A 22,637-nucleotide genomic window follows, 5' to 3' on the forward strand; every position below is an offset into this window, starting at 1 on the left:
GACGACGCCTTTGTCTTTCGACTCATCCCGCCGTTGGCATGAGTGCTGATGTCAGTGTTGGTGCAAGGCATATGCCATCGTCCGCTGATTTTGTTGTGCGCCTCGCTTGCGACCGCGATGCCCGGCTATAATCGCCGCCTCATTTCGCCGCCAATCGAGTCAAAACCGCCCATGTACACCCTGGCCCGTCAGCTGTTGTTCAAACTTTCCCCGGAAACCTCCCACGATCTGTCCCTGGACCTGATCGGCGCGGGCGGACGTTTGGGCCTCAACGGTTTGCTGTGCAAGGCGCCAGCGAAAATGCCGGTGAATGTCATGGGTCTGGAATTTCCGAACCCGGTGGGTCTGGCGGCCGGTCTGGACAAGAACGGCGCGGCCATCGACGGTTTTGCCCAGTTGGGTTTCGGTTTTGTCGAAATCGGCACCATCACCCCGCGTCCGCAGCCGGGCAACCCGAAGCCACGGATTTTCCGTCTGCCGGATGCCGAGGCGATCATCAACCGCATGGGGTTCAACAACCTCGGCGTCGATCACCTGCTGGCCCGCGTGGCGGCGGCCAAGTACAAGGGCGTGCTGGGAATCAACATCGGCAAGAACTTCGATACGCCGGTTGAGCGCGCAGTCGACGATTACCTGATTTGCCTGGACAAGGTCTACGCCCACGCCAGCTACGTGACGGTCAATGTCAGCTCGCCGAACACCCCGGGTCTGCGCAGCCTGCAGTTCGGCGATTCGCTCAAGCAATTGCTGGCTGATCTGGCGACCCGTCGCGCAGAACTGGCGTTGCGCCACGGCAAACATGTACCGCTGGCGATCAAGATCGCACCGGACATGACCGACGAAGAAACCGCGCAGGTCGCGCAAGCGTTGATCGACACCGGGATGGACGCGGTGATTGCCACCAACACCACCCTGAGCCGCGTGGGCGTCGAAGGCATGGAGCATGGTGACGAGGCGGGCGGTCTGTCCGGCGCACCGGTTCGCGAGAAGAGCACCCATACCGTGAAGGTGCTGGCGGCGGAGCTGGCCGGGCGCTTGCCGATCATCGCCGTGGGCGGCATCACTGAAGGCAAGCACGCAGCCGAGAAAATCGCCGCGGGCGCGAGCCTGGTGCAGATCTACTCCGGCTTCATCTACAAAGGCCCGGCGTTGATTCGCGAGTCCGTCGACGCCATCGCCGCCCTGCGCTGAACCCCTGTGGCAAGAGTGCTTCTGGGCTGAGGTGAGTTCTCTGTGGCGAGGGGATTTATCCCCGTTCGGCGGCGAAGCAGTCGCAAATCCGGCCAATGAGTTTTGACTGATTCACCGAGTTGCCTGGGTTTGGGGCCGCTTCGCGACCCAACGGGGATAAATCCCCTCACCACAAAAGCGATTTCCCCAGTGTGTGTTTTTACAGGCATAAAAAAGGGCACCTCGAAGGTGCCCCTGGGCCGGAGCCCGCCGCCCGGATGGGGCGTGCGTGGTAAGTCGTTACGTAATCAGATTGTCGTGTCGGAGTGTTGTGCCCTGTGTTAGCCGACGGCGTGAAGTTCGTTGAGTCTGTGGATTCCCGCAGTGCCGGTCATACCGTCCCAGTTGTCGCCGCGTCCTTCTCGCCAGCCGTTAATCCAGGCTTGGCGTACCGACGGTAGAGTAAATGGGCAAAGCTCACGGGATTTGCCACCAACGCCATATTGATATCCGCGCAAAAATGCTCTTTCCAACGGATCACGCTTAAGTCTTCTCATAGGGTGTTGCCCTCACTTGTTGACTGTATTTATCGCGTCGACCTCAATTGAGGTCTGGCAGAAAAAAACTCCTGCCGTTGGGGCTCGCTGCCGGCGTCGCGAGCCAAGGTGTTGACGCCGTTGCGACGTCAACCTGTGTTGAGTTCTAACCAATGCGTCACATCGAGGGAATGATCGTTTTGTCATAAGAACGTAACCATAAAGATGCTAACGCCATAAGTAACTCGATGTTTGTCCCGTGTTTATTGGTCAAAGCCCTGTATGATCGGCCCCCCGCAGGATGATGGAGTTAATCCTTTAGTGAGAATGTCTCCTGTTGAGCAGGACGACTATTCGACGAAGGGTCGGCTTATGACATTTTGTTGCATCAACTTTTTTATCTGCCTGTGCATCTAAGCTCTTCTAACCTGAGCAGCACAGGTGGGACGGCACACCTTCGTGCCACGCGGGCGCTCTTTTAGAAAAGCGCCTGATTGAAAACCGGGCCGGCAATGCGTTGCCGGTTCACTTAGCTAAAGGCTCTGGAATTACCATGTCCGATCGTTTCGAACTCTTCCTCACTTGCCCAAAAGGTCTTGAAGGCCTGCTTATCGAGGAAGCCGTCGGGCTTGGCCTTGAAGAAGCGCGTGAGCACACCTCGGCTGTGCGCGGCATGGCCACCATGGAAACCGCTTATCGCCTGTGCCTGTGGTCGCGTCTGGCGAACCGGGTCCTGCTGGTGCTCAAGCGTTTCCCGATGAAAGACGCCGAAGACCTGTACCACGGCGTGCTCGACATCGAGTGGCAAGACCACATGCTCAACGACGGCACCCTGGCCGTCGAGTTCAGCGGTCACGGCTCGGGCATCGACAACACCCACTTCGGCGCCTTGAAAGTCAAAGACGCCATCGTCGACAAGCTGCGCACCCCGCAAGGCGACCGTCCGTCCATCGACAAGCTCAACCCGGACCTGCGCATTCACCTGCGCCTGGACCGTGGCGAAGCCATTCTATCCCTCGACCTGTCCGGCCACAGCCTGCACCAGCGCGGTTATCGCTTGCAGCAGGGCGCGGCGCCGCTGAAGGAAAACCTCGCGGCCGCAATCCTGATCCGCTCCGGCTGGCCACGCATTGCGGCCGATGGTGGCGCGCTGGCTGACCCGATGTGCGGTGTCGGTACGTTCCTCGTCGAAGCAGCAATGATCGCCGCCGACATGGCGCCGAACCTGCGTCGCGAGCAGTGGGGCTTCACCGCCTGGCTCGGTCACGTGCCGGCGCTGTGGAAAAAGCTCCACGAAGAAGCCACCGAACGCGCTGCGGCCGGCCTGGCCAAGCCACCGCTGTGGATTCGCGGTTACGAAGCCGACCCGCGCCTGATTCAACCGGGCCGCAACAACGTCGAGCGTGCAGGCCTGAGCGAGTGGATCAAGATCTACCAGGGCGAAGTCGGCACGTTCGAGCCGCGTCCGGACCAGAACCAGAAAGGCCTGGTGATCTGCAACCCGCCGTACGGCGAGCGGCTGGGCGATGAGGCGAGCTTGCTCTACCTCTACCAGAATCTCGGCGAACGTCTGCGCCAGGCGTGCCTGAACTGGGAAGCGGCGGTGTTTACCGGCGCGCCGGACCTGGGCAAGCGCATGGGCATCCGCAGCCACAAACAGTATTCGTTCTGGAACGGCGCCTTGCCGTGCAAATTGCTGCTGATCAAAGTTACCCCGGACCAGTTCGTCACCGGCGAGCGTCGCACCCCGGAACAGCGTCAGGTTGAGCGCGAGCAGGCGGAAGTCGAAGTTGCAGACAACGATGTAGCGCCGGGCAAGTACGAGAAGTACAACAAGAACGGCAACCCGATCAAACCGGCCCCGGTGGTGATCGAGCAACCGCGCTTGAGCGAAGGCGGGCAGATGTTTGCCAACCGCCTGCAAAAGAACCTCAAGGCGTTGGGCAAGTGGGTCAAGCGTGAAGGCATTGATTGCTACCGCGTCTACGATGCCGACATGCCGGAATATTCCATGGCCATCGACCTGTATCAGGATTGGGTCCACGTCCAGGAATACGCCGCACCGAAGTCCATCGACCCGGAAAAAGCCTCGGCGCGCATGTTCGATGCCCTGGCCGCTATTCCCCAGGCGTTGAACATCGACAAGAGTCGTGTGGTGGTCAAGCGTCGCGAGCGTCAGAGCGGCACCAAGCAGTACGAGCGCCAGGCAGCGCAGGGCAAGTTCGTCGAGGTCAACGAAGGCGGCGTGAAGCTGCTGGTCAACCTCACCGACTACCTCGACACCGGGCTGTTCCTCGACCACCGCCCAATGCGGATGCGCATCCAGAAAGAGGCGGCCGGCAAGCGCTTCCTCAATCTGTATTGCTACACCGCGACCGCCAGCGTTCACGCGGCCAAGGGCGGCGCGCGCAGCACCACCAGCGTCGACCTGTCGAAAACCTACCTGGACTGGGCGCGTCGCAACCTGTCGCTGAACGGTTTCTCTGACAAGAACCGCCTGGAGCAGGGTGACGTGATGGCGTGGCTCGACGCCTGCCGTGACGAATACGACCTGATTTTCATCGACCCGCCGACGTTCTCCAACTCCAAGCGCATGGAAGGGATCTTCGACGTGCAGCGCGATCAGGTGCAATTGATCGACCTGGCCATGGCGCGCCTGGCACCGGGCGGTGTTTTGTATTTCTCCAACAACTTCCGTAAGTTCACGCTCGAGGAAAACCTCACCGAGCGTTATGCCGTTGAAGAAATCACCGCCCAGACCATCGATCCGGATTTCGCCCGTAATGGCAAGATCCACCGTGCCTGGAAAATCACAGCCCGTTGACAGATCAGTGATTGGATCCACAGAGCCTTGATTTTTAAAGGCTCTTGGGTTCTTTCTGTGCTGGTCAAATTGATGGCTAATAGCTATAACTCAACTCATGGCCAATGGGCTTTCCCGCACCTGGCGTTTTGAGTTGCGTTTATGTCGTTGCACGCCGTGCGTCCCAAGATCCTGGGTTTTATCAGCGAAGATGTCTCGGCCTGGCTGGTCGCGCTGCTGGTATTGCTCGTCGGCGGGATTCTTACCGGATTGCTGGCCTGGTCGACGCTGAATCTGTATCACCATCAATTACGGCAACGTTTCCAGCTGCTCGCCAGCGAACGTTACAGCCGCATCGAAGAACGTTTCGAAGATCAGGAGCAGCGCCTCGACGGCCTGCGCCGGTTCTTCGCCAATTCCGAGTCGGTCTCCCGCGAGGAGTTCGACGGCTACACCCAACCGTTGCTGCACCGTACTCAGGCGTATTCATTCGCTGCGCGAGTCACCCGCGCCGAGCGGGCAGAGTTCGAGCGCAAGGTGCGCGAAGACGAGGGGTTGAGCGACTTCACCCTGCGTGAGCTCAATGCCGAGGGCCAACTGCAATTGGCCGCCGAGCGGGATGAATACGTGGCGGTGCTCTACAGCCAGACCCGAAGCCGGCTCGGCTCGCCGCTCGGCTACGACTTGTTTGCCCAGCCGTTGCGCCGCGCCACCCTTGATCGGGCCGACAAATCGGGCAGCATGGCGGTGTCGCAACCGATGCATCTGGTCGGCATCGAGCCAGCCTATGCGCGGGGTGTGCTGTTGGTGGCGCCGGTGAAGCGTCAGAGTGATGCGGTGACGCCGGCCGCCAAGCCCTTCGGTTATGTCATGGCTGTGATCAGCATGCGTCAGCTGCTGGCGGACGGGTTGCCGGAGGCCAGCTATGACTACCTCTCGGTACGCATCCTCGACCTGTCCACCGACGACCAGCACGAAGTGCTTTACGAGTCTTTTAACTCGGCAGCGCCCAGCGAATTATCTGCGACACGCTTGTTGCGTATGGCCGACCACGACTATCAAGTCGACATATTACCCAGCGAAGCCTTTCTGAAAGCCAACCATTCCTCGGTGACCAGCCTGGTGGTGCTTGGGGGGTTGCTCAGTGTGCTGCTCAGTGCGTTGCTCTACGTGTTGGTCAGCCAACGCCAGCGTGCGTTGAAAATGGTCGAGCAGCGCACCCAGGAGTTGCACGACCGCGAGCAGGAATTGCGCGGCACTCACGGCCAGTTGCGCGGCGTGCTGGATGCCGCGACGCAAGTGGCGATCATCGCCACCGACCTGCGTGGTGTCATCAGCACCTTCAACGCCGGGGCCGAGCAGATGCTGGGTTACTCCAGCGCTGAAGTGGTCGGGCACATGACCCTGGAAAACCTGCACTTTCCCCGGGAGCTGGTGACTCGCGCGGCGGAGTTGAGTGCGCGCTATGGCAAGCCGATCCCGACCTGTCAGGCGATGTTGGTCGAAGGCGGAGAGGAGGGCGGTCACGAAGCGCGGGAATGGACACTGGTCCGTCAGGACGGCAGCCATTTGACCGTGAACATGCTGGCGACCCCGTTACTCGACGAGCAAGGTCTGTGGATCGGGCATCTGGCAGTCTGCATCGACATCACCGAACGCAAACGCGTTCACGAGGCCCTGGCCGCGCGCGATCTGTTGCTGAAAAAGCTCAGTGCCCATGTGCCCGGTGGCATTTATCAATTCAAGATGGAATTCGACGGTCGTTTCAGCGTGATCTACGCCAGCGACGGGATTCGCGAGATCTACGAGCTCGAACCGGACGTGCTGCTGCTCAACGCGGAAGCGATCTTCACGCGGATTCATCCACAGGACACGACCCGCGTTCGTGCCTCGATTCGCGCGTCGGCGGACACTCTCAGCCCGTGGCGCGAGGAGTACCGAGTGCAACTGCCTCAGCGCGGCCTGCGCTGGGTTCGCGGCGAGGCGACCCCGGAGGAACTGCCTGGCGGCGGCGTGCTCTGGCACGGTTACATCTCGGATATTTCCGACCTCAAGCGGGTGGAAGAAGAGCTGCGGGCGCTGTCGATCACCGACTCGCTGACCGGCATCCATAACCGCCGCTACTTTCAAGAGCGCCTGACCACCGAAATGGCCCGGGTCGAGCGCGGTGGTGGCGAGTTGTCCGTGATCATGCTCGACATCGACCACTTCAAACGCATCAATGACCTGCATGGCCATGCCGTGGGCGACCGGGTGTTGCAAGCCGTGTGCGAGCGCATCGGCCATCGTCTGCGGCGTACTGATGTGTTCTGCCGCCTGGGGGGCGAGGAATTCATGGTGTTGTGCCCGGACATCGATGCCGAACAGGCTCACGTGCTGGCCTTGCAGTTGTGGCAAGGGTTGCGCAGTTCACCGATCGAAGGCGTAGGAACCGTGACCGCGAGTTTCGGGATTGCCAGCTGGCGAGTCGGGGAGGGCGCGGATGCGCTGTTGCTGCGGGCGGATTCAGGAGTGTACGCGGCGAAGCAGGCGGGACGGGATCGGGTCGAGCCGCAAACCAGCTAAAGCCACCTGCAAACCCTGTGGGAGCGGGCTTGCCCGCGATGAGGGTGTGTCAGTCGATATCAATGTTGACTGATACTCCGCTATCGCGAGCAAGCTCGCTCCCACAATGATCTTCAGTGTTTGGAGGGGCGGGTTAGAGCACCGAGGCCGTTTCCGGCACTTTCGGCTGGCGATACAGGTCGAGCAGTACCTGATCCAGCACCGACGATGCGCCAAACGGGGCCTTGTCGTTGAGGATCGCCACCACCGCCCAGGTGTTGCCGTTGACGTCACGGCTGTAACCGGAGATCGCGCGCACGGTGTTCAGGGTGCCGGTCTTGACGTGGGCTTCGCCGCGCATCGCCGTGGTTTTCAGGCGTTTGCGCATGGTGCCGTCGGTGCCGGCAATCGGCATCGAACTGATGAACTCGGCGGAATACGGGCTGCGCCAAGCGGCTTGCAGCATCGCCGCCATTTCACGGGCGCTCACACGTTCGGCGCGGGACAGGCCGGAGCCGTTCTCCATCACCAGGTGCGGCGCGGTGATGCCTTTCTTCGCCAGCCACTGACGCACCACGCGCTGGGCAGCCTTGGCGTCGTCGCCGTCGGCGTCGGTGCGGAATTTCTGGCCCAGGCTCAGGAACAGCTGCTGAGCCATGGTGTTGTTGCTGTATTTGTTGATGTCGCGAATGATTTCCGCCAGATCCGGCGAGTAAGCCCGGGCCAACACCTTGGCGTTGCTCGGCGTCGGAGACAGACGATCCCTGCCCTGAATGCTGCCGCCCAGTTCCTTCCAGATCGCCCGCACGGCCCCGGCGGTGTAGGTCGCGTGGTCAAGCAGCGACAGATAGGTCTGCGAGCTGCAGCCATCGCCCAACTGGCCGCCGACCGTCACGGTCACGCTGCCATCGGGCTGGGTCACCGGGTTGTAACGGACGCCACCGGTGCACTGTTTGGAATTGACCGCTTTGACCTGGTTCTCGATGTTGATGCTGGCAATCGGCGGTTCCACCGACACCAGGACCCGGCCACTGTCATTGCGCGCCACAAAGCGCAGGGCCTTGAGGTTGACCATCAGCGAGTCGGGCTTGACCAGGAACGGCTTGTTGTCGTCATTGCCGTCGTCGTTGAACTCGGGCAGTTGCGGTTGCACGAAGAAGCCGCGGTCGAGCACCAGGTCGCCAGTGATTTGCGTCACGCCGTTGGCGCGCAAGTCACGCATCAGCAGCCAGAGCTTTTCCATGTTCAGTTTCGGATCGCCGCCACCCTTGAGGTAGAGGTTGCCGTTGAGGATGCCGCCGCTGAGGGTGCCGTCGGTGTAGAACTCGGTTTTCCACTGGTGGTTCGGGCCGAGCATTTCCAGCGCGGCATACGTGGTCACCAGCTTCATGGTCGAGGCCGGGTTGACCGACACGTCCGCGTTGTAAATGGTCGGGGTGCCCGGACCGTTCAACGGGATCATCACCAGCGACAAGGCGTTGTCCGGAAGCTTGCTGGCCTTGAGGGCCTTTTCGACATTGGGTGTCAGGCCGGTGTTGATAGTGGCGGCGGAAACGGAGAAGGCCAGAGGAAGAAGGAAACCGGCCAGCAACAATGGACGTAAAGATTTGATCATCTGAAATACAACCCTGCATTCGAGGGGAAAAAAGGCGAGGGCATGAAGATAAATTCCCTCAGTGGTCATGAAAGTGTCGGCATTATGCCCCAAGGTGTAACGGCTTGTGCCTTGCCGTGGCCCTCTAATCCGCAATTTTTTTACCGACGGTCACTGACGCGCCCCAGAGAGTCGGGCAATTAGCGGCTTAAACTGCTAAAGTGCCGCCCGTTATTACTTATGAGGATTGTTCCAATGGCGACTAACCGTTCCCAGCGTCTGCGCAAAAAACTGTGCGTCGATGAATTTCAAGAGCTGGGTTTCGAACTGAACCTGGATTTCAAAGAAGATTTGGCTGATGAAGCCATTGATGCTTTCCTCGACGCGTTCCTGAAAGAAGCCATGGAAGCCAACGGTCTGGGCTATGTTGGCGGCGACGACTTCGGTCTGGTTTGCCTGCAGAAACGTGGCTCGGTGTCCGAAGAGCAGCGCGCTGCTGTTGAAGCCTGGCTCAAAGGCCGCAGCGAACTGACCGAAGCAACCGTCAGCCCGCTGATCGACGTCTGGTACCCGGAAAAGCCGATCAATCCGGTAGCTTGATGTCATAGCTTGATGTCATAAAAGAAGCGGCGACCCAAGGGTCGCCGTTTTTTTATGCCTGCAAGATCAAGAGCTCGCAGCCTCGTTGCACTCGACAGCTGCTACATTGGAATGCGCTCTCTGTAGCAGCTGTCGAGTGAAACGAGGCTGCGTCTTTCAGGCCTTGCGCCAATTCAGAATCACCAGCGTCAACACCCCCGCGACAATCCCCCAGAACGCCGAGCCAATGGAAAACAGCGTCAGCCCCGACGCCGTGACCATAAAGGTAATCAACGCCGCCTCACGTTCCTTCACTTCGGTCATCGCAATGCTCAGGCCATTGATGATCGAGCCGAACAACGCCAGCGCCGCAATCGACAGCACCAGCTCTTTAGGCAGCGCCGCGAACAACGCCGCCAGCGTTGCGCCGAACACACCGGCAATGCCGTAGAAAATCCCGCACCAGACCGCCGCCGTGTAGCGCTTGTTGCGATCCTCATGGGCATGCGGCCCGGTGCAGATCGCCGCGCTGATGGCCGCCAGATTGATGCCGTGGGAGCCGAATGGGGCCAACAGCAGCGAGGCGATGCCGGTGGTGGTGATCAGCGGCGAGGCGGGCACGGTGTAGCCGTCGGCGCGCAATACGGCGATGCCGGGCATGTTCTGCGAGGTCATCGCCACCACAAACAACGGAATGCCGATGCTGATGGTCGCGGCCAGGGAGAAGTGCGGCGTGGTCCAGACCGGCGTCGCCACTTCCAGATGGAAACCGCTGAAATCCAGCAACCCCATAAACCCCGACAGCGCGGTACCGATCAGCAACGCCGCAAGCACCGCATAACGCGGCGACAGGCGCTTGACCAGCAGATAAGTGAAGAACATTCCCAGCACCAGCCCGGTGCGATGCTGCGCGGCGACGAAAATTTCGCTGCCGATCTTGAACAGAATCCCTGCCAGTAGCGCTGCGGCCAATGACGCCGGGATCTTTTTCACCAAGCGTTCGAAGCTGCCGGTCAGGCCGCAAATGGTCACCAGTACTGCGCAAGTGATGTAGGCACCGATGGCTTCGCCGTAGCTCACGCCGCCGAGGCTGGTGATCAGCAACGCTGCGCCTGGGGTCGACCAGGCGATGGTGATCGGCGTGCGATAACGCAGGGACAGGCCGATCGAGCACACCGCCATGCCAATCGAGATCGCCCAGATCCACGAGGAAATCTGCCCGCTGGTCAGGCCCGCCGCTTGTCCGGCCTGAAACATCAGGACCAGGGAGCTGGTGTAGCCGGTCATCATCGCAATGAAACCGGCGACGATCGCCGACGGTGACGTATCGGCCAAGGGGCGGAGCTGCGTGTGCGTGGCGTCGTTCATGACAGCGGTGTTCCTTATGGCTAACGGTGACTTCAGCGTGGCTTTTGTGGCGAGGGAGCTTGCTCCCGCTCGGCGGCGAAGCCGTCGTAAACCCTGCTGACACGTTTTGATTGAAGCTGCGATCAGGTTGGTTTTGGGGCCGCTTCGCAGCCCAGCGGGAGCAAGCTCCCTCGCCACTGAGTTTGTACGGATCTCAAATTTATGGATTCAAGCCTAAACTCAAAAGTAACCAACCGTTGCGATACAGCAGAAGCGACAAACAGCCGTACAGTCGTGTTGCCACCATCCATTGTGTACAATCGCGGTGTTTTTTACGCGATACTTGCCAGCGACCCACTGTGCCGTATTACAGTCACGGTCAATTCGCCGCAGTTCTCCCGACTCGAGTGCCCATGAACGAACAGTTGCAGCCCCTAAAGAAACAACCGCGAGCAGGCAAAGCCGGCCGCAGCGGTACCCAGGACGATATTGTCTACGCGCATATCTTCGAGGCCATCCTCGAACAGCGTCTGGCGCCCGGCACCAAGTTGAGCGAAGAAGCGCTGGGGGAAATTTTCGGGGTCAGTCGCACCATCATTCGCCGCGCGCTATCGCGCCTGGCCCATGAAGGCGTCGTGCTGCTGCGTCCGAATCGCGGCGCTGTCGTTGCCAGCCCGAGTGTCGAAGAGGCCCGTCAGGTGTTCCTCGCGCGGCGTCTGGTCGAGCGCGCGATCACTGAACTGGCGGTTCAGCATGCCACTGCCGAGCAGATTGCCGAGCTGCGGCAGATGGTCGACGACGAACGGGACAGCTTCTCCCGTGGCGATCGCGGTGCCGGCATCCGTCTGTCGGGCGAATTCCACCTGAAACTGGCCGAAGCGGCGAAGAACGCACCGCTGATCAGCTTCCAGCGCAGCCTGGTGTCCCAGACTTCGCTGATCATCGCCCAGTACGAGAGCGGCAACCGTTCCCACTGTTCCTACGACGAGCACACCCAACTGATCGACGCCATTGAAGCGCGCAACGGTGAGTTGGCGGTGAACCTGATGATGCATCACATGGATCACATCGACAGCAAACTCAACCTCGACGAAGAAAGCGCGTCGGATGATTTGCATGCGGTGTTCTCGCATTTGTTGCAGACCAAGAAGCCGGGGCGGCCGGCAGCCAAACTCTGATACCGCGTCGCGCCCATCGCGGGCAAGCCACGCTCCCACAGGATTGCGCAGTAACGCAAATCTTGTGAACCCCACAAATCCTGTGGGAGCGGGCTTGCCCGCGATGGCGGACTGAGAGGCAATAAAAATCCCCCGGGCTGTACAGCGACGGGGGATTTTTTATGGGCGCAACTTTTAGCGCTGATGCACCTGATTACCCGCCGCATACGTCTGCAGAACAGTCCGGTCATCCCCCAGCGTCATCAGCACAAACAACGTCTCGGCAATGTTATTGGCCTGCTTCAAACGATAACTCAGCAACGGCGTGGCGTTGTAATCCAGCACCAGGAAGTCCGCGTCGGTGCCCGGTTGCAGGGTGCCGATCTTGTCTTCCAGACGCAGCGCCTGCGCACCGCCGAGAGTCGCCAGGTACAACGATTTGAACGGGCTCAGTCGAGCACCTTGCATCTGCATGACTTTGTACGCCTCGTTCAACGTTTGCAGCAGCGAGAAACTGGTGCCGCCGCCGACGTCCGTGCCCAAACCGACATTGAGTTTGTGCTTCTCGGCCATCGGCAGGTTGAACAGGCCACTGCCGAGGAAGAAGTTGGAAGTCGGGCAGAACGCAATCGCTGAACCCGTCTCCGCCAGCCGCGCGCATTCGTCGTCGCACAGGTGCACGCCGTGGGCAAACACCGAGCGCTCGCCCAGCAATTGGTAGTGATCGTAAACGTCCAGGTAGCCCTTGCGCTCGGGGAACAGTTCCTTGACCCACTCGACTTCCTTCAGGTTTTCGCTGATGTGGGTCTGCATGTACAGGTCCGGGTATTCACTCAGCAACTGGCCGGCGAGGGTCAGTTGTTCCGGGGTGCTGGTCGGGGCAAAGCGCGGGGTGACCGCGTAGTGCAAGCGGCCCTTGCCGTGCCAGCGCTCGATCAGCGCCTTGCTTTCGACGTAACTGGATTCGGCGGTGTCGGTCAGGTAGTCCGGTGCGTTCCGGTCCATCATCACCTTGCCGGCGATCATCCGCAGGTCCAGCTGTTCGGCGGCCTCGAAGAACGAATTCACCGATTGCGGGTGCACGCTGCCGAACACCAGGGCCGTGGTGGTGCCGTTGCGCAGCAATTCCTTGATGAAAATGTCCGCGACTTCATCGGCGTGAGCCTTGTCGGCGAACTGGCTTTCGCACGGGAAGGTGTAGGTGTTGAGCCAGTCCAGCAACTGCTCGCCGTAGGCGCCGACCATGCCGGTTTGCGGCAGGTGAATGTGGGTGTCGATGAAGCCCGGGGTGATCAGCGCGTCCTGATAATGAGTGATCTCGATATCGGCCGGCAGGGTCGGCAGCAATTCGCTGGCGTGGCCGAGGGCGCTGATCTGGCCGTTATCGACCACCAGCAGGCCGTCTTCGAAATACTCATACGAGGCTTCGATGCCCACTTCGGCAGGGTCGGCGATGCTGTGCAGGATGGCGGCGCGGTAGGCTTTGCGAGTCAAAGGCATGTGATTTCTCAACTGTTGGCTTGGCTGCGGCGTGAAGCAGGCAGCAGTTTGGCAATCGATGATCCGGCGCTGGCGGTTTGCTGGCCGAAACTGGCGTTATAGGTGGCGATGATTTCGCCGGCGATGGAGATGGCGATTTCCACAGGCAACTTGCCTTTGACTTCGCCGATGCCCATCGGGCAGCGCATGCGTTGCAGCACGGCGCTGTCGAAACCACGGTCACGCAAGCGGTGTTCGAACTTCACCCGTTTGGTCTTCGAACCGATCAGGCCGAAGTAGGCGAAGTCGTTGCGCTTGAGGATCGCGGCGGTGAGTTCGAGGTCGAGCTGGTGGTTGTGGGTCATGACGATGCAGTAGCTGCCGGCGGGCAGGTTGTCGATTTCATCCACCGGTTCTTCGGCGACGATTTTGCGCACGCCGTGAGGGATCTGTTCGGGGAATTGCGCTTCCCGCGAATCAATCCAGCGCACCCGGCAGGGCAGGCTGGCGAGCAGCGGCACCAGTGCCCGGCCGACATGGCCGGCGCCGAACACGGCGATCTGCGCCTGGACCTGGCCCATCGGTTCGAACAGCAACACGGTCACGCCGCCGCAGCACTGGCCCAGGCTGGCGCCGAGGCTGAAGCGCTCCAGGTGCGTGTCTTGTTTGCCGCTGGCCAGCATCTCGCGGCCGATCTGCATGGCCTTGTATTCCAGGTGCCCGCCACCGATGGTGTCGAAGGTCTGGGTGGCGCTGATGACCATTTTCGAACCGGCATTGCGCGGCGTGGAGCCGAGCTCTTCGATGATGGTCACCAAGACGCAGGGTTCACCCTGGGATTGCAGGTCGGCGAGGGCGTCGATCCAGTTGTACATATTCACCTCAACATTTCTGTTGTCTGTTCGGGCCTCATCGCTAGCAGGCTAGCTCCCACAAGGGAATGCATTCCAAATGTGGGAGCTAGCCTGCTAGCGATTGGCCGCGCCTCGGTATCAGAGCGAAGCCAACTCCGGCTCAGCCTCAACGGCTTTGGCCGCCTTCAACTGCCGCATCTGCTCACACCCCCACAACACCCGCTCCGGGGTCGCCGGGGCATCGATCTTCGGTTGATGCATGTAGTCACCGAGGCTCGCCACCGCATCTTTGATCGCGCACCACGACGCGATGCCGAGCATGAACGGCGGCTCACCCACGGCCTTGGAATGGAACACCGTGTCTTCCGGGTTCTTGCGGTTCTCAACCAGCTTCACCCGCAGGTCGAGCGGCATGTCGGCCACGGCGGGAATCTTGTAGCTGGCCGGGCCGTTGGTCATCAGCTTGCCCTTGTTGTTCCACACCAGTTCTTCCATGGTCAGCCACCCCATGCCCTGGATGAAACCGCCCTCGACCTGGCCAATGTCGATGGCCGGGTTCAGCGAGTCGCCGACGTCGTGGAGGATGTCGGTACGGAGCATTTTGTACTCGCCGGTCAGGGTGTCGATGATCACCTCGCAACAGGCGGCACCGAACGCGTAGTAATAGAACGGACGACCGCGCGCCTGGCTACGGTCGTAGAAGATTTTCGGGGTCTTGTAGAAGCCGGTGCTCGACAGCGACACCTGGGCGAAATACGCCTGCTGGATCAGCGCTTCGAACGTCAGGATGTGATCGCGAACCCGCACATGGCCGTTGTGGAATTCCACATCTTCTTCGCTGACCTTGTACTGGCGCGCGGCGAATTCCACGAGGCGTTTCTTGATGATCTCAGCGGCGTTCTGTGCAGCTTTACCGTTGAGATCGGCACCACTGGAAGCAGCGGTCGGCGAGGTGTTCGGCACCTTGTCGGTATTGGTGGCGGTGATCTGCACGCGGTCCATTTCCACCTGGAATACTTCGGCCACCACCTGCGCAACTTTGGTGTTCAACCCTTGACCCATTTCAGTGCCGCCATGGTTCAGGTGGATGCTGCCGTCGGTGTACACATGGACGAGCGCACCGGCCTGGTTGAGGAAGCTGGCGGTGAAGGAAATACCGAATTTCACCGGGGTCAGCGCCAGGCCTTTTTTCAGGATCGGGCTGTTCGCGTTGTAACGACGGATCGCTTCGCGGCGCTCGGCGTACTGGCTGCTTTCTTCCAGTTCGGCGGTCATTTCCTCGAGCATGTTGTGCTCGACGGTCTGGTAGTAATGGGTGACGTTGCGCTCGGTCTTGCCGTAGTAGTTGGCCTTGCGCACCGCCAGCGGATCGAGGCCCAGATGACGGGCGATCGCGTCCATCACTTCTTCGATGGCGACCATCCCTTGCGGGCCGCCGAAGCCACGGTAAGCAGTGTTAGACGCGGTGTTGGTCTTGCAGCGATGACCATTGATGGTCGCATCGCCCAGGTAGTACGAGTTGTCGGCGTGAAACATTGCGCGGTCGACAATCGATGCTGACAGGTCCGGCGAGCAGCCGCAGTTGCCGGCCAGTTCCAGGGCGATGCCGTGCAGGCGACCGGTGCTGTCGAAGCCGACGTCATACTCGACGTAAAACGGGTGGCGCTTGCCGGTCATCAGCATGTCTTCGACGCGTGGCAGGCGCATCTTGGTCGGCTGGCCGGTGAGGTGCGCGACCACTGCGCACAGGCACGCCGGGCTCGCGGCCTGGGTTTCCTTGCCACCAAAACCGCCGCCCATGCGGCGCATGTCGACGACGATTTTGTTCATCGACACGTCGAGCACTTCAGCGACAAGCTTCTGCACTTCGGTGGGGTTCTGCGTCGAGCAGTAAACGATCATCCCGCCGTCTTCAGTCGGCATCACCGAAGAGATCTGGGTTTCGAGGTAGAAGTGTTCCTGGCCACCGATGTGCAGCGTGCCTTGAATACGATGTTCAGCGGTCGCCAAGGCGCCGGCCGAATCGCCGCGCTGATGGGTGTGGCTGTCGAGCACGAAATGGCGTTTGCGCAACGCTTCGACCACGTCCAGCACCGGCTCGAGATCTTCGTATTCGATGATCGCGGCCATCGCGGCTTTGCGTGCGGTTTCCAGGTCTTTTGCAGCCACGGCGAGCACCGGTTGACCGACGAATTGCACGTCATCAATCGCCAGCAGCGGATCACCCGGCAGCAACGGACCGATGTCTTTCAGTCCCGGCACGTCTTCGTGGGTAATGACGATGCGCACGCCTTCGAAGGCGTAGCAGGGCTTGGTGTCGATGCTGATAATTTTCGCGTGGGCACGGTCCGACAGGCGTGCGTAAAGGTGCAGCTGATTGGGAAACTCCAGGCGGTCGTCGATGTACTGCGCTTCACCGGACACGTGCTTGGCGGCGCTGTCGTGCTTGACGCTGCGGCCGACACCGGTGGTCAGGTCCTTGGCGAACAGTTCAGCCAGTTCGGCCTGGGTCTTCTCTACGGCGTGATGGTTAGACATAAGCGGTCACCCGAGTCTCGATGTGCGGCGTTTGCAGTTCGATGAAGTATTTGCGCAGCAGGTTTTGCGCGCTGAGCAGGCGATATTCCTTGCTGGCGCGGAAGTCCGAGAGCGGCGTGAAATCTTCGGCCAATGCGGCGCAGGCGCGTTCGACGGTGGCGTGGTTGAACGGTGAGCCGAGCAGCACGGTTTCGCAGTTGTTGGCGCGTTTCGGAATCGCGGCCATGCCACCGAACGCCACACGGGCGTCGGCGATCACGCCGTTTTCGATGCGCAGGTTGAACGCGGCGCAGACGGCGGAAATATCATCGTCCAGGCGTTTGGAAACCTTGTACGCACGGAACAGTTGTTCGGCGCTGGCACGCGGCACGATGATCTTTTCGATGAACTCGCTTTCCTGGCGCGCGGTGACCCGGTAATCGATGAAGTAATCTTCCAGCGCCATCGTCCGGCGGACTTCGCCCTTGCACAAAACGATCTGCGCGCCCAACGCGATCAGCAGGGGAGGCGAGTCACCGATTGGCGAAGCGTTGCCGATGTTGCCGCCGAGGGTGCCCTGGTTGCGGATCTGCAGTGAAGCGAAGCGTTGCAGCAGTTCGCCGAAGTCCGGGTACTCGGCTTTCAAGGCTTCGTAGCAATCGGAGAGGGCCGTCGCGGCGCCGATTTCCAGGCGGTCGTCGAAGCGCTCGATGCGTTTCATTTCAGCGACGTTGCCGACGTAGATCATCACCGGCAATGCGCGGTGGAACTGGGTGACTTCCAGCGCCAGGTCCGTACCGCCGGCCAGCAGCCGGGCCTGTGGATAAGCATCGTAAAGGTCTGCCAGATCGGCCACGGTCAGCGGCACCAGGCAGCGTTTGTCGCCACTGTTGAGTTCGCCGATGTCGGTGGGAGCGATGGCTTTCAGGCGGGCGATGGTGTCGGCTTCGCGAGCGTCGAACTGATCCGTTTGCTTGTCGCAGCAGGATTGTTCGGCGGCGGCCAGAATCGGCCGATAGCCAGTGCAGCGGCAGAGATTGCCGGCCAGCGCTTCGTGGGCTTTATGGGCGTCGGGTTGATCGCTGTTCTTTTGCAGCGCAAACAGCGACATTACGAAGCCCGGGGTGCAGAAGCCGCACTGCGAGCCGTGGCACTCGACCATGGCTTTCTGCACGCTGTGCAGTTCGCCCTGGTGCTTGAGGTCTTCGACGCTGATCAGTTGTTTGCCGTGCAATGACGACACGAACGTCAGGCACGAGTTGAGGCTGCGATAGCGAATGTGTTCGCGGCCATCGTCATCCGTTTGCAGCTCGCCGACCACCACGGTGCAGGCGCCGCAGTCACCGCTGGCGCAGCCTTCTTTGGTGCCGGGTTTGCCCACATGGTCGCGCAGATAATTGAGCACGGTCAGGTTTGGGTCCAGGGCGTGCTCGCTACGGAGTTCCTGGTTAAGTAAAAACTGGATCACGGAAGGCCTCGCAGACTCATTATTGTTGTTAACCGACTTGGACCGAATTTATCAGGTCTGACTTTGCGGTCAATGATTTTCTGACTTAAAGGTCAGGAAACAGCATTTTGTCGATCAACGACTCGTTCCTTCATTATTGACCCTCGCGGGTTAGCCTGCTTTTTGCTTGATTCGTGCCAAAAACCGCTGAGTGGGCACTCCGCCATGACCCTTCATGTGCGCTACACTGCGCCGCTTGTGCAGATCGAAGAATTTGAAGGACACACATGACGTTCAAGGCGCCGGACAGCCTCGCCGAGCAAATCGCCCATCACCTCGCCGAACGCATCATTCGTGGCGAAATGAAGCCGGGAGAGCGCATCCAGGAACAGAAGGTCACGCTGGCCCTCAATGTCAGCCGCGGTTCGGTCCGTGAGGCCTTGCTGATCCTCGAGCGCCGCCACCTGATCGCGATCCTGCCGCGACGCGGTGCCCACGTCACCGAGCTCACCGCCCATAAGGTGCAGAGCCTGTGCACGCTGATGAGCGAGCTCTATATTCTGCTAGGCAATGCCGTGGCCAAAGGCTGGCAGGTCCAGGCCGACATGGCGCCGTTCGTGCAGATCCAGCAGCGCCTGGCCGCGAGCTACGAGCGGCAGGACATCCGCACCTTCGTCGACGACAGCTTCAACGTGATGCGCGCCGCGTACCCGTTTGCCAACAACCCGTACTTGCAGGAAACCGTCGAGAACTTGCAGCCGGCCATGAGTCGCGCGTATTTCCTCGCCCTGGACCAGCGCAAGGCGTCGATGAGCGAGTTCCTCGAACTGTTCGAACGCTTGCTCGCGGCCGTACTGGCCCGTGACTTTCCGCAGATCCGCGAAGTGCTGACGGCCTATGCCCAGCGCAGCAGCGATCTGGTGGTTTCTGCCCTGACGGACGCTTAAGCGTGCGGCTCAAGTGCATAAAACTGGCAGGGTTCAAATCCTTCGTCGACCCGACCACGGTGAACTTCCCGAGCAATATGGCGGCAGTGGTCGGGCCCAATGGCTGCGGCAAGTCGAACATCATCGACGCCGTTCGTTGGGTGATGGGCGAAAGTTCGGCGAAGAACCTCCGTGGCGAGTCGATGACCGACGTCATCTTCAATGGTTCGACCAGCCGTAAGCCAGTGAGCCAGGCGAGTATCGAGCTGGTGTTCGATAACTCTGACGGTACCTTGCTCGGTGAATACGCCGCCTATGCGGAAATTTCCATTCGCCGCAAAGTGACCCGCGACAGCCAGACCACTTACTACCTCAACGGCACCAAATGCCGCCGTCGTGACATCACCGACATTTTCCTCGGCACCGGCCTGGGCCCGCGCAGCTATTCGATCATCGAGCAGGGGATGATCTCCAAGCTGATCGAGTCCAAGCCCGAAGACCTGCGCAACTTCATCGAAGAAGCGGCGGGCATCTCCAAGTACAAGGAACGTCGGCGCGAGACCGAAAACCGTATCCGCCGCACCCATGAAAACCTGGCCCGCCTGACTGACCTGCGCGAAGAGCTCGAGCGTCAGCTTGAGCGTTTGCACCGCCAGGCCGAGGCCGCCAAGAAGTATCAGGAATACAAAGGCGAGGAGCGTCAGCTCAAGGCCCAGCTGTCGGCCCTGCGCTGGCAGGCGTTGAACGAACAGGTCGGGCAGCGCGAAGCGATCATCGGCAATCAGGAAGTCACTTTCGAAGCCTTGGTCGCCGAGCAGCGCAATGCCGATGCGGCTATCGAGCGCTTCCGTGACGGGCACCATGACCTGTCAGAGCGCTTCAATCTGGTGCAGGGACGCTTCTATTCGGTCGGCGGCGACATCGCCCGGGTCGAGCAGAGCATCCAGCACGGTCAGCAGCGCTTGCGGCAATTGCAGGATGATCTGAAAGAAGCCGAGCGCGCGCGCCTGGAAACCGAATCGCACCTGGGCCACGACCGCACCTTGCTGCTGACCCTCGGCGAAGAGCTGGACATGCTCACGCCGGAGCAGGAAGTCACCAGCGCCGCCGCCGAAGAAGCCGCCGCCGCGCTGGAAGAATCCGAGACCACCATGCACGCCTGGCAGGAGCAGTGGGACACGTTCAACCTGACTGCCGCCGAGCCGCGCCGCCAATCCGAAGTTCAGCAGTCTCGCATTCAGCAACTCGAAACCAGCATGGAGCGTCTGGCCGATCGCCAGAAGCGCCTTGGCGAAGAGCGCGCGCTGCTCTCGGCGGACCCGGAAGACGCCGCGATCATGGAACTCAGCGAGCAACTGGCCGCGAGCGAAGCGACGCTAGAAGATTTGCAGGCCAGCGAAGAAGCCCAGGTCGAGCGCCTTGAGCAACTGCGTCAGGAATTGCAGTTGGCTTTGCAAAATCAGCAGCAGGCCCAAGGCGATTTACAGCGCCTTAACGGTCGTCTCGCGTCCCTCGAAGCCTTGCAGCAAGCCGCGCTCGATCCGGGCACCGGCACCGCCGAATGGCTGCGCGAACAGCATCTGGCAGACCGTCCGCGTCTGGCCGAAGGTTTGAAAGTTGAAGCGGGTTGGGAGCTGGCGGTGGAAACCGTGCTCGGCGCCGACCTGCAAGCGGTGCTGGTGGATGACTTCGGCGATTTCGATCTGGCCGGTTTCGCCCAGGGCGATTTGCGTTTGCTCAGCCCGGCCAGCGATGGCGTGCGCGTGCCGGGCAGCCTGCTCGACAAGGTTGAAGCGCGGATCGATCTGTCGCCGTGGCTGGGGCAGGTGAAACCGGTCGAAAGTCTTGAGCAGGCGTTGGCCCTGCGCAGTCAATTGACTGCCGGCCAGAGCCTGATCAGTCGCGACGGCTATTGGGTCGGCCGATACTTTCTGCGTGTGCGCCGGGCCAGCGAAGCGGAGAGCGGCGTGCTCGCTCGTGGTCAGGAAATCCAGCGCCTGAGCATCGAACGCGAAGAGCGCGAAGCCACGGTCGAAACCCTGGAAACCCAACTTCAGAACCTCCGGGCGCAGCAGCGTCAGCAGGAAAACGGTCGCGAACATCTGCGTCGTTTGCTGCAAGACGAAGCGCGTCAGCAAGGCGAATTGAAAGCCCAGTTGTCTGCCGGCAAAGCCAAGGTTGAGCAACTGACGTTGCGTCGTACGCGCCTCGATGAAGAACTCACCGAGCTGGCCGAGCAACGGGCGCTTGAGCACGAAAACATCGGCGAAGCGCGTCTGCAATTGCAGGAAGCCCTCGACGCCATGGCGCTGGACACCGAGCAGCGTGAGTTGCTGCTGGCCCAACGCGACAGCCTGCGCGAGCGACTTGATCGGGTGCGCCAGGAAGCCCGGCAGCATAAGGATCACGCTCATCAACTGGCGGTACGCCTCGGCTCGCTCAAGGCGCAACATGACTCGACGCGTCAGGCGCTGGAACGGCTGGAGATGCAGTCCGAACGCCTGACCGAGAAGCGCGAACAACTGAGTCTCAATCTGGAGGAGGGCGAAGCGCCGCTGGAGGAGTTGCGCCTCAAGCTCGAAGAGTTGCTCGACAAGCGCATGACCGTCGACGAAGAACTCAAGACCGCGCAGATCGCTATGGAAGACGCCGACCGCGAATTGCGCGATGCGGAAAAACGTCGCAACCAGGCCGAGCAGCAATCGCAGTTGATCCGCGGGCAGATGGAAACCCAGCGCATGGAATGGCAAGCCCTGACCGTGCGCCGCAAAACGCTGGAAGATCAGTTGCTGGAAGACGGCTACGACCTGCATGGCGTGCTCGCCACGCTGACCGCCGAGGCCAGCGAGAAGGACGCCGAAGAAGAACTCGAACGCATTGCCGCGCGTATTCAGCGCCTCGGTGCGATCAACCTGGCCGCCATCGACGAATACCAGCAACAATCCGAGCGTAAACGTTATCTGGATGCGCAGAATGACGATCTGGTGGAAGCACTGGACACCCTCGAGAACGTGATTCGCAAGATCGACAAGGAAACCCGCAACCGCTTCAAGGATACCTTTGATCAGATCAATGGCGGTTTACAGGCTCTTTTCCCAAAAGTTTTCGGTGGAGGGCGCGCGTATTTGGAACTGACGGGCGAAGATCTACTCGATACAGGGGTAACGATCATGGCGCAGCCGCCAGGAAAGAAGAACAGCACCATCCATTTGCTCTCCGGTGGCGAAAAAGCCCTGACCGCATTGGCCCTGGTTTTTGCGATCTTCAAGTTGAATCCGGCGCCGTTCTGCATGCTCGATGAAGTGGATGCACCCCTGGATGACGCTAACGTTGGACGCTACGCACGGTTGGTCAAAGAGATGTCGCAGACGGTGCAGTTCATCTACATCACCCACAACAAGATCGCCATGGAAATGGCTGAACAATTGATGGGTGTGACGATGCACGAACCGGGTTGCTCGCGTCTGGTAGCAGTGGATGTCGAGGAGGCGATGGCGATGGTGGAGGCCTGAGTCGGCGCTTGTAGGGCAAGTATTTTGGGTCTGTAGGACTTTTTTACCTGTCTTGACTTGCTGGCCAATCGACATATTCGCGCAAGCCGGTGTGACAGACGGTGTAAAGTTGCCTTTGGTCGTGCTAGTTTAATGTCAATTTTTCGTATACGTGGGCAAAACGCCTGTCAGA

The 22,637-nt window shown here is 60.5% G+C and carries 14 protein-coding genes; 7 read left to right on the plus strand and 7 right to left on the minus strand.

The genetic code is table 11. The features are described 5' to 3' along the window. Positions 1 to 171 precede the first annotated feature (171 nt). The gene (locus DJ564_RS10445) at positions 172 to 1,191 is read left to right on the plus strand and encodes a quinone-dependent dihydroorotate dehydrogenase (protein WP_109635990.1); all 1,020 of its coding nucleotides are present in this window, start codon (positions 172 to 174) and stop codon (positions 1,189 to 1,191) included. A gap of 320 nt (positions 1,192 to 1,511) precedes the next feature. On the opposite strand, the gene rmf is transcribed toward DJ564_RS10445, so the two are convergent. Next, positions 1,512 to 1,727 (minus strand): ribosome modulation factor, encoded by a 216-nt coding sequence (rmf, locus tag DJ564_RS10450; RefSeq protein ID WP_003223300.1) that lies wholly within the window; start codon positions 1,725 to 1,727, stop codon positions 1,512 to 1,514. A gap of 532 nt (positions 1,728 to 2,259) precedes the next feature. Here rmf and rlmKL point away from each other — a divergent pair. Both rlmKL and DJ564_RS10460 read left to right on the plus strand, forming a co-directional pair. After that, entirely contained in the window at positions 2,260 to 4,530 is a 2,271-nt protein-coding gene (gene rlmKL / locus DJ564_RS10455) for a bifunctional 23S rRNA (guanine(2069)-N(7))-methyltransferase RlmK/23S rRNA (guanine(2445)-N(2))-methyltransferase RlmL (RefSeq protein WP_084318668.1), read from the plus strand. Positions 4,531 to 4,671: 141 nt separating this feature from the next. Next, a complete protein-coding gene (locus DJ564_RS10460) occupies positions 4,672 to 7,074 on the plus strand; it encodes a GGDEF domain-containing protein (protein WP_109628858.1) in 2,403 nt (800 codons plus the stop codon). 133 nt (positions 7,075 to 7,207) lie between these two features. Here DJ564_RS10460 and dacB read toward each other — a convergent pair whose 3' ends face one another. Next, complete coding sequence (gene dacB / locus DJ564_RS10470; RefSeq protein ID WP_109628862.1) at positions 7,208 to 8,668, minus strand: D-alanyl-D-alanine carboxypeptidase/D-alanyl-D-alanine-endopeptidase; 1,461 nt, start codon at positions 8,666 to 8,668, stop codon at positions 7,208 to 7,210. Positions 8,669 to 8,902: 234 nt separating this feature from the next. Between dacB and DJ564_RS10475 the strand changes: the two genes are divergently transcribed. Continuing rightward, complete coding sequence (locus DJ564_RS10475) at positions 8,903 to 9,247, plus strand: YggL family protein (protein ID WP_007896965.1); 345 nt, start codon at positions 8,903 to 8,905, stop codon at positions 9,245 to 9,247. A 156-nt stretch (positions 9,248 to 9,403) separates the two neighbouring features. Here the strand turns inward: DJ564_RS10475 and DJ564_RS10480 are convergent, their stop codons facing one another. After that, positions 9,404 to 10,594, minus strand: coding sequence for a benzoate/H(+) symporter BenE family transporter (locus tag DJ564_RS10480; protein WP_109628864.1), 1,191 nt, complete (start codon positions 10,592 to 10,594; stop codon positions 9,404 to 9,406). Positions 10,595 to 10,986: 392 nt separating this feature from the next. Here DJ564_RS10480 and DJ564_RS10485 point away from each other — a divergent pair, with 392 nt between their 5' ends. Next, positions 10,987 to 11,751 carry a GntR family transcriptional regulator gene (locus DJ564_RS10485; protein ID WP_109628866.1) on the plus strand — a complete coding sequence of 255 codons (765 nt, stop codon included), beginning with the start codon at positions 10,987 to 10,989 and terminating at the stop codon, positions 11,749 to 11,751. A gap of 174 nt (positions 11,752 to 11,925) precedes the next feature. On the opposite strand, the gene guaD is transcribed toward DJ564_RS10485, so the two are convergent. The 4 genes from guaD to xdhA all read right to left on the minus strand — a co-directional run bounded on the left by guaD (position 11,926) and on the right by xdhA (position 18,048). Beyond that, positions 11,926 to 13,230, minus strand: coding sequence for a guanine deaminase (gene guaD / locus DJ564_RS10490; protein ID WP_109628868.1), 1,305 nt, complete (start codon positions 13,228 to 13,230; stop codon positions 11,926 to 11,928). Positions 13,231 to 13,238: 8 nt separating this feature from the next. Continuing rightward, positions 13,239 to 14,084 carry a xanthine dehydrogenase accessory protein XdhC gene (xdhC, locus tag DJ564_RS10495; RefSeq protein WP_109628870.1) on the minus strand — a complete coding sequence of 282 codons (846 nt, stop codon included), beginning with the start codon at positions 14,082 to 14,084 and terminating at the stop codon, positions 13,239 to 13,241. Positions 14,085 to 14,201: 117 nt separating this feature from the next. Beyond that, positions 14,202 to 16,601 carry a xanthine dehydrogenase molybdopterin binding subunit gene (gene xdhB / locus DJ564_RS10500; RefSeq protein ID WP_109628872.1) on the minus strand — a complete coding sequence of 800 codons (2,400 nt, stop codon included), beginning with the start codon at positions 16,599 to 16,601 and terminating at the stop codon, positions 14,202 to 14,204. After that, positions 16,594 to 18,048 carry a xanthine dehydrogenase small subunit gene (gene xdhA / locus DJ564_RS10505; RefSeq protein ID WP_109628874.1) on the minus strand — a complete coding sequence of 485 codons (1,455 nt, stop codon included), beginning with the start codon at positions 18,046 to 18,048 and terminating at the stop codon, positions 16,594 to 16,596. Before xdhA ends, xdhB begins: the two co-directional genes overlap by 8 nt. A 266-nt stretch (positions 18,049 to 18,314) precedes the next feature. Here xdhA and DJ564_RS10510 point away from each other — a divergent pair, with 266 nt between their 5' ends. Together DJ564_RS10510 and smc are read left to right on the plus strand one after the other, a co-directional pair. Continuing rightward, positions 18,315 to 18,974: a GntR family transcriptional regulator gene (locus DJ564_RS10510; RefSeq protein ID WP_109628876.1), complete on the plus strand. Its 660-nt coding sequence runs from the start codon at positions 18,315 to 18,317 to the stop codon at positions 18,972 to 18,974. Between the two features lie 2 nt (positions 18,975 to 18,976). After that, positions 18,977 to 22,465, plus strand: coding sequence for a chromosome segregation protein SMC (gene smc / locus DJ564_RS10515; protein WP_109628878.1), 3,489 nt, complete (start codon positions 18,977 to 18,979; stop codon positions 22,463 to 22,465). Positions 22,466 to 22,637: the final 172 nt, after the last annotated feature.

The organism is Pseudomonas sp. 31-12, from assembly GCF_003151075.1.
Classification (GTDB): Bacteria; Pseudomonadota; Gammaproteobacteria; order Pseudomonadales; family Pseudomonadaceae; genus Aquipseudomonas.

Bases quoted from the DNA above. Each gene is read 5' to 3' on its own strand.
- DJ564_RS10445 (WP_109635990.1), top strand. From the start codon at position 172: ATGTACACCCTGGCCCGTCAGCTGTTGTTCAAACTTTCCCCGGAAACC.
- rmf (WP_003223300.1), bottom strand. From the start codon at position 1,727: ATGAGAAGACTTAAGCGTGATCCGTTGGAAAGAGCATTTTTGCGCGGA.
- rlmKL (WP_084318668.1), top strand. From the start codon at position 2,260: ATGTCCGATCGTTTCGAACTCTTCCTCACTTGCCCAAAAGGTCTTGAA.
- DJ564_RS10460 (WP_109628858.1), top strand. From the start codon at position 4,672: ATGTCGTTGCACGCCGTGCGTCCCAAGATCCTGGGTTTTATCAGCGAA.
- dacB (WP_109628862.1), bottom strand. From the start codon at position 8,668: ATGATCAAATCTTTACGTCCATTGTTGCTGGCCGGTTTCCTTCTTCCT.
- DJ564_RS10475 (WP_007896965.1), top strand. From the start codon at position 8,903: ATGGCGACTAACCGTTCCCAGCGTCTGCGCAAAAAACTGTGCGTCGAT.
- DJ564_RS10480 (WP_109628864.1), bottom strand. From the start codon at position 10,594: ATGAACGACGCCACGCACACGCAGCTCCGCCCCTTGGCCGATACGTCA.
- DJ564_RS10485 (WP_109628866.1), top strand. From the start codon at position 10,987: ATGAACGAACAGTTGCAGCCCCTAAAGAAACAACCGCGAGCAGGCAAA.
- guaD (WP_109628868.1), bottom strand. From the start codon at position 13,230: ATGCCTTTGACTCGCAAAGCCTACCGCGCCGCCATCCTGCACAGCATC.
- xdhC (WP_109628870.1), bottom strand. From the start codon at position 14,084: ATGTACAACTGGATCGACGCCCTCGCCGACCTGCAATCCCAGGGTGAA.
- xdhB (WP_109628872.1), bottom strand. From the start codon at position 16,601: ATGTCTAACCATCACGCCGTAGAGAAGACCCAGGCCGAACTGGCTGAA.
- DJ564_RS10510 (WP_109628876.1), top strand. From the start codon at position 18,315: ATGACGTTCAAGGCGCCGGACAGCCTCGCCGAGCAAATCGCCCATCAC.